Genomic DNA, 13549 nt, shown 5'->3' with positions numbered 1-13549 from the left:
CGTGGCCGCCTTACCGCGTCCGGAGGGGCAGTTGCAGGTATGAGGCGTGCTGCCCGCCGGTGTGGACCACGTGTGTACCGGTGTTGGCGCCGACGTATTCGCGGATCCCCGGCATCAGGGTGCCGAGCAGGTTCCGTGAGCTGACGACGAACCGCAGCTGCTCGCCCGGGTGGAACGCGAGGCCGACCGGGAACAGGTCGATCTCGATCTCGACGATCTCGCCCGGTGACAGCTTTTCGATCCGGTCAAAGCTGTGCGCGGGTACGTCGTCGGTCGTCAGCGTCTCGTCGAGGTGCCGGGCGGACACCCGCAGCCGGCCGTCGGAACCCTTGTAGCGCAGGATCGTGGCGCCGTGGTCGGTGAGGTCGTGGGCCCGGGCGCTCTGGTTCGGCACGGTGAACGCCTGCAGCGGGGTGCCGTGCGCGTCAAGTTTCTGGACGAGGACGAACAGGTCCATGTCGTCGGCGTCGCGGGCCTCCACGAACAGGTGGGCCTTCGGATAGCCGACCAGCACGGTCTCGTCGTCGAAGCGGGCGAGGAAGGACACCGCGTCCGGGTTGGCCTGCACCGCGTACGTGGCCTCCGTCGCCTCCGCCGGGGCGGTGCCTGTCAGGGTGCGGGTGCGGGCGTCGAGGTAGAACTTCGTCGACGTCACGTCGCCCGGCGGGAAGGTGCCGGCCGGGAGGTTGACCTGGTCGCCGCCCTCGAGGTCGAGCACCGAATACCGTACGCGCGGGGTCTGCTCCCAGCCGTTGTCTGCGTCCTTGAGGTAGTGGTCGAAGAACCGGCGCAGATCCTCGACGTTGGTCTTGTCGTAGTAGTCGGGCCATTCCTGGGTGTTGTGGATGCGCAGCCACTTGTCCGGTGACGCGATCCGGCGCCAGGCGCGGAAGGTCCCGGCGGTGTGCAGGGTGTTGGAGTAGCTGGCCACGATGTAGGCAGGAACGGTGATCCGGGCGAAGTCCGGGATCTTGTTCTGCCAGAGGCCGGTCATCAAGGGGTACTTCTCGACCTCGGCGAGGATGTCCTCCTTGTTGTTCCTGCCGAAGAAGCTGCCGTCCTGCAGTTGGTGGGCGAAGCCGGTGTCGGGCATGCCGCCGCGCATCACCAGGTCGCGGTAGACGTCACTGACGCCCTCCCACGGGTTGATCGCGACCAGGTGCGGCGGCTGCTCGGCCGCGGTGAACCACTGCGACACAGCCAGATACGAGGTGCCGCTCATGCCAACCTTGCCGGTGCACCAGTACTGCTCGGCGAGCCACTCGATCAGGTCGTAGCAGTCGCGGCCTTCCTGACGGTCCCACAGCACGCTGTCACCCTCGGAGTCGACGACGCCGCGGATGTCGGGGTTGCAGATCGCATAACCCTGGGCGCACCAGTACGCCGGGTCGGGCGCCTCGAACTTCTCCAGGCCCGACACGATGCTGTTGTCCAGGCCGACCAGCCCGAAGACGCCCATCACGCTGACCGACGTGCCCTGGCCCTTGCCGTACGGGCTCCACGCCACGATCACCGGGACTTGTTCGGTGCCGGCCGGGCGGAACACGTCGACGTGGATGGTCACCCCGTCGCGTAGCTGCACGGCGACGTCCTTGTCGAGGACGATGTCGACCGGCAGTGGCTTGAACGGCGGCGCGACCTGGAAGCCCGCCGCGAGCGTCCGGGTGCCCGGATCAAAGGCGGTGAGCACACCGCTCCTCGGACCGGGCAGCGGGTGGGACGGCACGAACATCTGCTGGTCTTCGCTCACCACGAGCCTCCTTCGTCTCAGCAGAGACCCTTCCGGGGTTCCTGCGTCGAGGTGAGCGTATGACCGATCTCCGAATAACTCAACACTTGTTGAGAAGTGCCTTGGCGATCGCTATTCTCGGTGCATGAGCTCGCAGAACCCGTCCATGCCACGTGCTCGGATCGGTCGCAGACCAGGAGCCGAGAGCACCCGACAGGCGGTGCTGCAAGCCGCCCGCGCCCGATTCGCCGGCGACGGATTCGCCGCGACGACCATCCGGCGCATCGCCACCGACGCCGGGGTCGACCCGTCGCAGGTGATGCAGTTCTTCGGCTCCAAGGACGAACTGTTCGCCACCGTGATGGCCATCCCGCCATCGGCCCTGCACCGGTTCGACACCGCCTTCGAAGGCCCCGGCGAACACCTCGGCGAACGGGTGGTCCGCGCCTACCTCGAAGCCTGGGAGGGCCCGGCCGAGGAGTCCGAGCCCCTGATGGCGATGCTCCGCGGCGCCATCGTGAACCAGCACGCGAACACCCAGCTGCGCGACTTCATCCAGTCCCGGCTCACGCACGGCATGCACGGCCGCGGCGACGAAGCGATCCTGCGAGCCGGCCTGGCCGCAGCAATGCTGGTCGGCATCATCACCAGCCAGCGCATCATCGGCGTCCCGGCCCTGGTTGCCACCGACAAGGAGACCCTGGTCAGAACCATCGGCCCGGCGATACAGCAACTCCTGGCCGGCGACCGGTGAATCGCCGCCGAGAATTCAGGCACCCCGCCAACGGGGAAAGAACCCCGCATGTCGCTCGACGCCAAACCACAAGCTGGCACCCGCCACGTCGCCCGACGCCCGACGGCCTGGTGCCCTGGCAGTCCTATACGGACAGATCCCTGCGCTGAGTTCGGACAGGCGCAGATCGGTCTGGGCGGCCTTCCCAGCGGCGGCTGGCGTCCGAGGCGTCTGGCGTCCGGGGCGGCTGGCGTCCGGGGCGGCTGGCGTCCGGGGCGGCTGGCGTCCGGGGCGGCTGGCGTCCGGGGCGGCGAGCAGAGCGTCGGCCTCGTCGGCGGTCAGGAAGGACACCGTGGTGTGCCGGCCGAAGCGCGCCGGACAAGCCCGGCGCTGGTCGTATCCCGGAATGCGCGGAAAGGGCGCGGGAGCCTGTCCGCTCCCGCGCCCTGACCGTCAGCGTGACCCTCGGCCGGCCGTCACGCGGCCTTCACGAAGGACTGTGCGGCCGATCCGTTGCAGTCCCAGATCTGCAATCGGGTCTCGTTCGCTGTGGCGCCTGATGGCGAGTCGATGCACCTGTTGCTCTGCGGATTGCGCATCCGATTGCCTTCCTGCACCCAGTTCTGCGCCCCACTGCCGTTACAGTCCCAGAGTTGAAGCTTGGCACCGTTGGCTGTTCCGGCGTCCTGGACGTCGAGGCAGCGGCCGAGGGTGCGGAGCGCCTGCCCGTTCCACGTCCACTGCTGGTCGATCGCCGCCGTGCCCTGGCAGTCCCATAACTGCGCAGGCGCGCCGTTGCCACCCGTGTTGTCACCGGCCACGTCGACACACTTGCCGCCCGGCCCGTTGATCTGGGTCGCGGGTCCGTCCGCGGGAGGCGGCGTCGTGCCCCCGCCGTCCTGGTAATAGCGCACGTAGTCGATCGATGCAGTGAGCGGGAACTGGCTCTGCACGGGGTTCTGCCCGGGGTACGTGCCGCCCAGCGCCAGGTTGAAGATGACGTGGAACGGCTTGCGGAACTCCTCCAAGGTCGCCGGTGTCGTGTCGATCACGTGCGTTTGCACACCGTCGATGTACCAGCGGATCTGCGCGGCCGTCCACTCGATCGCATAGACGTGGAAGGCTGCGGCGTTGTTGACGGCGGGGTTCGCGACGTAGTTGGCGTTCTGACCCGCTGTCCACGGGAACACACCGGTCCGGAGATCCCAGAAGATGTTGTTCGTCACGGTCGCGTTCGCGTTCGCGTGTTCCATGATGTCGACCTCGCCGCAACTGGCCCAGTTGGTGGGCAGGCGGTCGTAGTAGGTCTGCGCCGGGTTGTAGGCACTCGTGGACGTCTCGTCGCACGAATCACCGAGCATCCAGAAAGCCGGCCACGAGCCGGTGGCGGTCGGGAGCGCCATACGCGCCTCGATGCGGCCGTACTGGAAGGACCTCTTCGTATCCGTCGTCATGCGGCACGACGTCTGGTAGAAGTTGCGGCCGTTGACCGTGATGGGCGTCGTGAGCCAGTTGGCGCGCATCACGAGGTTGCCGCCGGACTGCGTGCAGTTCTCGGGGCGGTACCACTCCCACTCGCCGTTGCCCCAGCCGTCGAAGGCATTGAGGCCGGGGTTGAGGCCGTTGCCGACGTTGTAGTTCCAGTTGGCACTGCTGGGCGCGCCGGACCCGTTGAACTCGTCGGCCCACACGAGGTTCCACGCGGCGTGTGCGGGCTGCTGCTGGATGACCACGCTGCCGACCAGTGCAGTGACGGCCGCGGTGAGGAGGACCATGAGTCGCCGCCGGCTGCGTGACAGCGCTCGGTCCGCGAAACCTGCATTCCTGATCTTCATGTCGGGGAGCCTCGCCTTTCCGTTGGGGATGACGGATCGACGCCATGCCCGGGGCGACCCCGCGGCCGGACATGGCGAGTGGACGACGGACGCTCCCGACCCGGGGCGGCCGAGAGTGCTCTCCCTGGACAAGCATCGCGAGCCATCAATATGTGAGAGCGCTCTCACGCTAACCACGCGGCTCACTCAATGTCAATGGCTGATGAACGCCGTGTTGCCAAAACATTGCCAGGTCTCACGGCCCAACTGCGGGAACGGCTGCACGATCTCGTAATCCAGGAACAGGTCCTGCCACTGCGCGAGGCTCTCCGCCAGCGTCACCGTCCGTTCGTGGACGTCGGCGGCGATCCCGAAGTCCGGGACGAGCCGGCCGGCCAGCTGTTCCGCGGTGATCTTCAGCCGATCCGCGACATCTTGAAGCTTTTCCGCGGCCGCCTTCCGCAGCGGCCGGAACTTCGTCCGCTGGACGACCGTGTTCAGCTGGATCACTGTGGCCGGCCTGCCCAGCGCCGCAAGGACCTCGACACCGACGGCCGCCCGGACATGCCCGCCGTCACCCGGCCAGGACAGGATCGCCGGGGTGAGCCGGCGGGCGGTGTCGTCGTCGCCGATCAGACCGAGCACGGTCAGCGGCCACCCGTCCGCCGCCGGGGCACCGGCTAGCAGCCAGGACTGCAACAACTCCCAGCCGAAGCCGGCCAGACTCGCCGGATCATAAGCAGCCCGGATCGCCGGCAGCGCGGCGTACGGCTCACCGGGCCGACACAGCGCCAGCGCGGTGAGTGCGTGCCTGACCGCAGACTCCGGAAGCACCACGGAACCTTCGCGCATCAGCACCGAGGGCAACACGGATGGTCGCGCCCAATAGGGCAGCTTGGGGATGTGGCCCGGGGGCATGACGAGCGGGTCAGCCCCCAGCAGGGTCTCGACCGCGGCGGCCGCCTCGGAGCCGTACTCCGTCGCACCGTCGCACACCGCGTCTTCGTGCCCGGCCCCCGCCAGGAACCGCAGCGCATCCTCGGCCTGACGGCGGGTGCGTCCCGGACGTCCCACCGCAGCCGGCATCAGCCCGCGAACAGCGGCGCACCAGAAGCTCGTCAGCTACCCGGCTGACGGATTGCGGAGCTCGGATCGGTGCTCTGCTCGAGGGCCGTCCACCACTCCTCCAGTTCGTCGACCCGGCTCTGGAGTGCGGCGTTCGCCGCCCGCGCGATCGCTAGTTCCTCGGTCAGCGCGCCGATCGGCCCGGAGGCGGTCAGGGCCTCGAGCAAGCCCATGACCAGCCGATCCTCGGCGGCGACCCTGCGGAGAGCGGAGGCGACGACCTCCGGTGACAGCTCAGCCACAAACTCCCTCGGGAGCGTGAGCAGGCGCGCGACCTCGCTGAGGCTCCGCGCGGCGGACATCTGGCGGCGGAGGCGCTCAGCGGACGGCACCGCCGGTTCGGCCGGTGTCGCGGCGGCCGCGACCGGCTTGGCGGACGAAGGAGCGGGCTTCGACGCGGGCGTAAGGGTGGGCCGCTCCGGTTCCGGCTCGGACTCGGCCTCCGACGGAAGATCGGGTAGGTCGTCGCCCACCCAGGCGTAGGCCAGAGTGTCGCCCTTATGCCGTCGGACAACACCTGGCCACTTAGGCAGAACCGCTAGCGCGCGGGGCCAATGCCGGGCCCAGGTTTCGTTCCGGAGCCCGAGCTCAACCAGATGCTCCCGGATCTCTCGTACGTTCAACGGGGCCGACGACTCGGCCAGCAGGTGGAGAACTACCGCGAGAGGCTCCTGGGCGAAGACGGCATGGAACAGCCGGGCGTCGGACAGGGCCATGAAACGCAGCGAACCCCTCGTCGCGACGTGAACGTCGGCGGCTCGTGGGACGCGCTCTTCCTCGTGGGTATCATCCCACTTGACGAGATAGATCGTCCCATCATCGGCGAGGATCGATCCAATTCGGGCACGGCGTACGCCGAACGAGTCGGACAACCGAACAAGACCCTGGTCTGCACTCACGATGCGACTGTAATGGTTGTCGTGGCGGCCTGGGCGCCCGCCCAAGTCAGCCCGTCCTGGCCAGATGTATCGGCCGTCCGTCCGCCCGGCGCCGACTTGGCTTACACCGATCCATCAAAGCGACCGAACCAGAAGCCCACAACGCTGCGCGGCGCTCGACTCCTGCGACCACGCCCAGGGCCTCGGCTCGTCCGGAGGGATCAGGCTGAAGACGCATAGGGGCTCAACGCCACCTGTTCAACTGGGCATAGCGGTAGTCGCTGAGTCGAGTCCCGGATCAAGTGGCCGGAGTCAACGCGTATGGAAGCGGCCGAACTAGCACGGCTGGCCGACCAAACTGGGCGCCCGAGGGAGGGCACGGTAGGCGATCCCGCGGCGGCGGCTGATGCCAGCTCCGCCATTGTGCCGATCTTATAATCTCCGCCGCATGGAGCAGCAGTTTGTCTGGCACGAGGACGTTGAGGTCGCTCCGCACCGAATCCTACGGGTTCCGTTCGAAGCCGGCGGCCGCCCGCTGGAGTTCACCGATTCGGTGATCGTCGAGGCCGATGGGCGGGCGGTGTTCGTGCTGCTTCGCCTGGATCCCGACCAGCAGACCGTGCTCGGCGCCTTCGACCTTGAGTCCGGGGCGTTCCTGCCTGACCGTTCGGGTCTGCGCGTCGAGGCGCCGAGCGCGCTGCGGCTGAGCGACGACGGGTTGCTTGCGGCGCTGGTGCCCCAATACCCTCAGGGCACGGTCATCGTTCGTGACGCCGCGACCGGGAATCTCGTACGGGAGATCCCGCGTGCGCAGGGCCGATCGGCGCTCGCCCTCGGTACGGTCGACGGCCGGCCGGCCGTGTTCGCCCCGATCCCGCCGTGGGCCCAGGACGCCGGTGCGCTCGCGTGGGACGTGGCGACCGGCGAGCCGATCGCCGACTACCCCGCTCTGCCGGAGGGGTGCCTCGCCAGCGACTTCTTCGTCGAGCACAACGGCCGGATGCTGGTCATGGGCAACCCGCCGGGCGGCGCGATGCGGTTCTTCGACGCGTTGACCGGCGCAGCGTTCGGCGCGCCGCACCACAACCACTCGAACGGGAGGGCCGAGTGGCTGGCCGCCGTCTCGTACGAGGGCCGGCTGATCGTCGCCTCCCGGCAGAACTACTATCAGGCGCACCCGATCCTGCTGTGGGATGCGGAGACCGGCGCCGAAGTGCTGACCCCGCCGGCCCTGACCGACGAGTCGCTGTCGTCGCTGAGGACGCAGAGCATGGCGCTGGTGGACGGCCGGCCGCTGCTGCTGCTGGGGCACGGCGCCGATGCCGACGCCGGGCCACGACTGACGCTCTGGGACCCGGTGGCCGGGTGCGAGGTGCTGCCGCACTTCTTCGCCGGCTACGACGGGAAACCCCACACCGTGATGCTCGGTACGCTCGACAGCGGCTTCTACGCGGTTGTCGTCAGCTCGCGCCCCAGCGAAACGACACTATGGGTCTCCAGCCCGGACAGTGAACGCCGGGGCACCCGACTGGCCTCATTCGGCAGTCAGATCGCGCTCGGCCGGGTCGACGGCCGGCCGGCCGTGGCATTGGCCGGCGACGGAGGCTCCCTGCAGCTGTTCGACGTGGCGACGGCACAGGAGCGCCCCAGCCCGTTCTACGGCGGGCCACTGCGCGAGGAGGCCGGCCGGACCCTGGCCGCCGGCACGGTCGACGGGCGGGCTGTTGTCATGATCCGCGGCACGCCTACCCGGGTGTGGGATCCGGTCGCCGGCGTCCCGGTGGCCCGGCTGGACCGGTTCACCGACCTCTGGCAGGGCTTCGCCCTGGGCCGGCTCGACGGACACGACGTGCTCGCCGTGGTCACCGAAACGGGTCTGACCGTCTACGACTTCGCGGCCGGCGCCGCCCGCACCGAGATCGACACACCTTTCGACCCCCAGAGCGAAGTCGTCTTCACCGAAGTCGACGGTCGTACCGTGGTGACCGCCCATGCCGCCGACCAGCACAGGGTGGCACATTCGTTGCGGTCGTGGGACGCCGTCACCGGTGAGCCAGCCGGTCGGCAGTACCCGCTCGGCGGCGGACACGTGCGGCTGGTCGCCGGCCGCGCCGGTGACCGCCCGGTGGTGTTCGCGGGCACCGGCGCAGGGCCGATCAGGGTGGCGGACCCGGCCACCGGTGACGACGCGCTGCCGCCGCTGACCGGGCATGACGGCAGCGTCGAGGCGCTGGCCTTCGGGTCGTTCGACGGGCGTGCTGTGCTGGTGTCCGGCGGCCGCGACCAAACCGTGCGGGTGTGGGACGCCAACACCGGCGAACCCATCGGCGAGCCGTTCAACGGCCACACCGCAAAGGTCGTCTCGGTGCATCTCACCGAGCACCGCGGGGAGCCGGTGGTGGTCTCCACTGCCGAGCGCGGCGAACCCCGGATGTGGATGCTGCGCGCGGCTCCGACCGACCCCGGGCACACCGGCCAGATCAACGCCCTCGCCGGCGGGTTCTGGGCCGGCGCACCGGTCTTCGCCTCGGGCGCGCACGACATGACGGTACGGCTGTGGGACGTCACCACCGGACGACAGGTCGGCGCCCCGCTCACCGGGCACGACGGGCCGGTGAGCGGGATCGCGTTCGTCGGCCCGGCTCACGACATCCTCGTCACCACCGACGCGACCGGCCTGCTGCTGCGCTGGTCAGCGCACCCTGACGGACCCCGGGCACAGCCGCTGACCCGATTGGACGGTGGGGTCTTCGGCCTGGCCACGACCGTCGTCGACGGCCGCGAGATCCTCGGTGCGATCAGCGGTGGCGGCCGGGTCGAACTGGTCGACGCCGCGAGCGGTCAGCCGTACGCCACGCTGAACACCGGCACCGACGTCGTCCACCTCGACCTGGGCGTGCTCGACGGCCGGCTGGTCGCCCTGGTGGTCAGCCCGCACCACGAGTACGACCAGGGCCGCGTGACCGTGTGGGACGTGCGGTCGGGTGAGCCGCTGCACCCGCCCGTCGTCGTGACGGAGGAGTCCGCGGGCCTCGGCGCGTTCGGCATGCTGGACGGCCGCCTCGTCATCGTCCAAGGCGTCGACGTGGAGGACGAGGACGAGGGCGACTTCCAATGGCACGAGTCCGCGTACCAGAGCGTGTACGACGCCGCGACCCGGGCGATCCTGGGCCAGATCACACCGGACTCACGCTTCAACAACGCACTCGTGGTGGTCGGTGCGGTGGCATTGATCGGATCGAGCGACGGCCCCGAGCAGGGTGTGTTCGTGGCCGACCTCCGCACCGGTGAAGAGATCGGCCGGCTGTACCGGGGCCACGGAACGGCCGGTGTGTACCAAGTGGCGACACTCGAGGTCGACGGGCGCATTCTGGTGGCCTCCAGCGACGCGGGCAACGCCGTCCACATCTGGGACCTGGAGGACCGAACGCGCCGCCTCGTGTGACCGGCCCGACGTGTCGGGCCGCTCATCCGTGGGGTCGACTCCACCACGTCGGGCGTACCAGCCGCTCGCGGCGCCGCAACGCCGGGAGATCACCGCAGCAACCGCCCCGGTCAGATCCGACGGTCGGCATCCGTGGCTCGCGACGACGACCGGCGACGGATCGATGGGGGAGACCGGCACGGTGAGGCCTGGGATTGGCTCCTGCTTCGTTGCGTCGGTCACCCGAATGACACTCCCTACCTGGCACGACAGCGAGAATCACGTTCATATTACGCGCTGTAGTCATCCCGCTACTCCGGTAGAGCGATGCTAGTCGATTAGTCGGGCGTTCCGCGACCTTCACGCACAGGCTGTTCGGCTGGCTTCCTATGTGTACCCGGCCGACTGCGGATGATCTGTTTAGCCGAACGTGTGGCGGCGCCGGTTTGTCCGCGAGTGATCTTGTGGGCTTCTCGGCTCGATCTCGTCGACGTACTCGACGTCGACGGCAGGCACGGCGACGTTGCGGCAGTCGATGAAATGGAGCGTATTCCAGTCGAGAGGCTCATCGTTCAGGTGGCGGTGGAGGTACCAGATGGCGGCTTCGATCTGGTGCAGCCCGACTTCGGGGTGCCGGAACTTGACGACGCAGCTTGTTGCTGCGGCCGCGAACTTTGCCTGCAGATCGCTTCCGATATACCCGGCGATGTCTCGGATGATTTCCGGGGTCGCAAGGTAGTCATGCTGGCCGTCGGTGGGGTTCACGGTGTGCTCGCGGATGAGGGACGCGTAGGGGCCGTGGTGCGCCGGATCGGGTTGTTTGAAACGGTACAGCCAAGCGCTGTGGTCGTCTGACCGCGAGCGGGGTCCGTCGTGTTCGAGCTCGCGGCGGATCGTCTGCCACCGGTGGGCCGGTATGTCGTCGGCGCATAGCAGATGCAGCGCGTCCCAGAACTGGTCGATGACCAGGCCGAGTGGCTTGATGCCGTCAGCGAGGAAAAGCCGGGGGTCGACGGTGCGGGTGCCGTGGAAGTAGTAGGCAGCGTCGAAGGCCACCTTTGGGATGTCGACGTCGACGGCGGCGAGGGCGTTCTCGGGAAGTGCGCTTGACGGATCTTGCCATGGTAGAGCTGGGGATTGATCGGCCCGCTGGATAGCTTCGAGCAGGTCGGGTAGCGGCACTTTGCTGGCGAGGCTCAGTGTTGACGCGGTGGTTTCGGGCGTCTCACAGTCAAGAATCAGCATGGTGTCTTCTATTCGGCAGCCCACGGCTGCGTTCCCGGTTTGGCGGAAGTCGAGGCTGAGCCAACCCACGCTTGGTGTGTGTCAGCGACGTGCAGGCCGTCAGCGCGTCTTCCCTTGAGGATTCCCATGCGCATGCGCCCCTCGACCACCTGCAGGCCGGGGCTTCCCGGGTGTATCAGGTCTCGGGTGATGAGGATGGGCGGCAACAGCCAGCTTCCCTGGTTTTCCCAGGCCTCGCGGTACCTCTGCGGACGCCGGCTCAGCCAGTATCGATGTTCTGCAGCGACCTGTTCCAACCAGTCCTGATCGCTGGGTCCGGTGGGAGCAGCGGCCAAGTCGTCAACCACCACGCGCTGGAGTGTCCATCGGATCTGGCTTAGGTCGAGGCTGCCGTAGTCATCGAGAAACTCGAGGTGGCGGCCGTGATCGTAGAGCCACTGCTTTACAACGTCGTCAGGCCAAGCAAGCTGTTCGATTTCCGGCAGGGCCGCGAAGACGGAGACGTCTTGGTCGCAGTCGGCGGCTGGGAGATCTCCCAAGCAAACCGGCATTGTCCCTCTCCCTTCCGAACCTGTTCTGGACGGCATTGTCGTCGTCACGGCGTACCGCCTCTCGGGGCTGTCCGAGCTATTGACCGGTACGGCGGCACAGCTCGCGGTATGTCCACTCGGCGTCGACCGCGAAGTCCTGGAGCAGCAGGTATTCGAGGTTTGCCGTGCGGTGACGCTCAACGAAAGTGAACTGGTCATGCCAGGTCCGATCGCGTGTGAGCAGCACCGGCTCGTCGATCTCCGTGAACTGGTCCGCGGTGATGTCGAGGATAAGACCGTCCCGCTCCAGCCAGGCATGTGAGAGAAAGGAGCGATCCCGGATCCCGGCGCAGAAGCGCCACTCGCCAAACCCGGAGTCGATCAAGTACCCCTGTCTCTCAGCTCTCATGTCACTCGCTCCGTCAGATTGGACCGGGCAGCGTACTAACGATCGACAGAGAGATTCGGTGATGGGTCATGCGGCGTCGGCCGCAAGGCTCGCTGAACTGGTGACGATCGGCCATGAAGACCGGGTGCTGGTGTGCCGTAGAAGGGTTCGTTTGATCACTCAAATCGCGGCTGCCGTCGGTGCCTGACGTCACGACATCCAAGCCGTCCTAGGATCCTCGGTCTCTGGCGTCATGCCACTCGTGCGAAGGAGCCCTACACGTTCGGCTTACACGGACCCTCGGCAAGGCGAGCAGGGTCGACTTATGGCTTCCATCTACACACGAGAACTCGTTCTGTGTCCGTTGGCGGGCTGCAGGCGGACGGCAACAGTGCTGCACGTTCCGCGGCCCGTCAAACGACAAGGCCATCGCGGCCAAGCAGTACGTCGAGGCGCAGGGCGCGCTGGTGACCCGAACCCAGGTGTACGCGGCGATCGACCCGACCGCAGCCCGGGCGTTGGCGCGGCCGCCCACAGTGCTGCTGCGCGAGTGGATCGAATGATGGCTGGCGGTCAAAATTGATGTCGCCGCTACTACCCACGCCGAGTACGCGCGGATCCTGCGTGGGCGCGTCGCCGCCCAACTCGGGGATCTACAGATCGCCGAGATCAGTCGGTTCGAGCACCTCGATCCCTGGAAGGCGCCGCTGTCCCGCGAGCTCATGCCGGCCGGGGTTCGTAAGCACTGGACGGTACTGAACCAGGTGATGCGCGACGCGGTGCCACATCTGCGCTGTGACAACCCGATGCGTCGGCCGATTGAAGGTCACGGCAACGGTCTCCCCGCATCACCACGCATCAGGCGTGCGTGCTCGATCCTGATCAGGTCGGCATCCTGCTCGCGCACTGCCCTAGGCTGATCCGGTCTTGTGATGGCTCTGCTGGGAACGGGGCTGCGTTTGGGCGAGTTACTCGGCCTGCGCATCGAAGATGTCCGCCTCAGCCCAGATCCGGTGCTGCGGGTCGCGCGGACGATGCACCGCGACGGCACCTTTGCCGGGCCGAGGACGGCCCGCTCGCGCCGCACCATTGCACTGGCGCCAAGTACGGCGGCCTTGTTCGACCGCCTCATCGCGGGAAAACAGCCCGACGCCTTGGTATTCACCAAGCCCGGCGGCGGGCCGTGGAAAGCCGGAACGTTGCGGCAGCGGTACTGGCAGCCGGCACCGAGGGCGGTGAGCAGGATCCCGGGCCGGTCGCCGGGGGACGTCGGAGGCGACCTGCGCGAGCCGGGCGCGGGTCTGCTGGTCGAGGTCGGTGGCGGCGATCCGGCGAGTCAGGGTCCAGGCGCGCAGCAAGAACTCCATGCCGTCCATGTCGATGTCGCCAGTGGCGGCGAGCTGGAGGTAGGCGCGTGCCGCTCGGGCGGCGTGCAGGCCCGCTCCGGGGATACGCCGGCACCAGAGCAGGTCGGCGAATCGCGCGACCGTGGCGGGTTCGGTGGCGCCGTCGGCGATACCACGCCACAGCTGGATGACCGGTTCGGGCAGGTCACGGACCGCCGGCAGCAGGTCGTTGCCGCCTGTGTTCAGTTCGCACCCCGGTTCCTCATCTCCGAGTCCCAGGTGCAGGGAGTACGTCAGAGCCCGGCACAGCTCACGACGCAGCGGGGAAGAGTCGCCT

The 13549-nt window shown here is 68.0% G+C and carries 10 protein-coding genes; 2 read left to right on the top strand and 8 right to left on the bottom strand.

Annotation, left to right across the window (positions count from 1 at the left end):
* Positions 1-10: 10 nt before the first annotated feature.
* Entirely contained in the window at positions 11-1750 is a 1740-nt protein-coding gene (locus tag Ahu01nite_RS49065) for a CocE/NonD family hydrolase (RefSeq protein WP_203843669.1), read from the bottom strand.
* A gap of 124 nt (positions 1751-1874) precedes the next feature.
* On the opposite strand from Ahu01nite_RS49065, the gene Ahu01nite_RS49060 reads away from it, so the two are divergent.
* A complete protein-coding gene (locus Ahu01nite_RS49060) occupies positions 1875-2483 on the top strand; it encodes a TetR/AcrR family transcriptional regulator (RefSeq protein WP_203843668.1) in 609 nt (202 codons plus the stop codon).
* A 455-nt stretch (positions 2484-2938) separates the two neighbouring features.
* Here Ahu01nite_RS49060 and Ahu01nite_RS51220 read toward each other — a convergent pair whose 3' ends face one another.
* The 3 genes from Ahu01nite_RS51220 to Ahu01nite_RS49045 all read right to left on the bottom strand — a co-directional run bounded on the left by Ahu01nite_RS51220 (position 2939) and on the right by Ahu01nite_RS49045 (position 6300).
* A complete protein-coding gene (locus tag Ahu01nite_RS51220; protein WP_239159777.1) occupies positions 2939-4297 on the bottom strand; it encodes a ricin-type beta-trefoil lectin domain protein in 1359 nt (452 codons plus the stop codon).
* A 192-nt stretch (positions 4298-4489) separates the two neighbouring features.
* Positions 4490-5350, bottom strand: a complete 861-nt coding sequence (locus Ahu01nite_RS49050; protein ID WP_203843667.1) for a DUF4132 domain-containing protein — start codon at positions 5348-5350, stop codon at positions 4490-4492.
* A gap of 44 nt (positions 5351-5394) precedes the next feature.
* Positions 5395-6300, bottom strand: coding sequence for a hypothetical protein (locus tag Ahu01nite_RS49045; protein ID WP_203843666.1), 906 nt, complete (start codon positions 6298-6300; stop codon positions 5395-5397).
* A 427-nt stretch (positions 6301-6727) separates the two neighbouring features.
* Between Ahu01nite_RS49045 and Ahu01nite_RS49040 the strand changes: the two genes are divergently transcribed.
* Positions 6728-9724, top strand: coding sequence for a WD40 repeat domain-containing protein (locus Ahu01nite_RS49040; RefSeq protein WP_203843665.1), 2997 nt, complete (start codon positions 6728-6730; stop codon positions 9722-9724).
* Between the two features lie 399 nt (positions 9725-10123).
* Here Ahu01nite_RS49040 and Ahu01nite_RS49035 read toward each other — a convergent pair whose 3' ends face one another.
* The 4 genes from Ahu01nite_RS49035 to Ahu01nite_RS49020 all read right to left on the bottom strand — a co-directional run.
* The gene (locus Ahu01nite_RS49035) at positions 10124-10948 is read right to left on the bottom strand and encodes a hypothetical protein (protein ID WP_203843664.1); all 825 of its coding nucleotides are present in this window, start codon (positions 10946-10948) and stop codon (positions 10124-10126) included.
* A gap of 8 nt (positions 10949-10956) precedes the next feature.
* The gene (locus Ahu01nite_RS49030) at positions 10957-11499 is read right to left on the bottom strand and encodes a hypothetical protein (RefSeq protein ID WP_203843663.1); all 543 of its coding nucleotides are present in this window, start codon (positions 11497-11499) and stop codon (positions 10957-10959) included.
* A 76-nt stretch (positions 11500-11575) separates the two neighbouring features.
* Positions 11576-11887 carry a hypothetical protein gene (locus Ahu01nite_RS49025; protein WP_203843662.1) on the bottom strand — a complete coding sequence of 104 codons (312 nt, stop codon included), beginning with the start codon at positions 11885-11887 and terminating at the stop codon, positions 11576-11578.
* 947 nt (positions 11888-12834) lie between these two features.
* The coding region (locus Ahu01nite_RS49020; protein WP_203843661.1) for a DUF7380 domain-containing protein at positions 12835-13549 on the bottom strand (715 nt) is incomplete at its 5' end.

The sequence above is a fragment of the Winogradskya humida genome, from assembly GCF_016862215.1.
GTDB classification, from domain to species: Bacteria; Actinomycetota; Actinomycetes; order Mycobacteriales; family Micromonosporaceae; genus Actinoplanes; species Actinoplanes humidus.
This window is presented reverse-complemented; position numbering and strand designations above follow the sequence as displayed.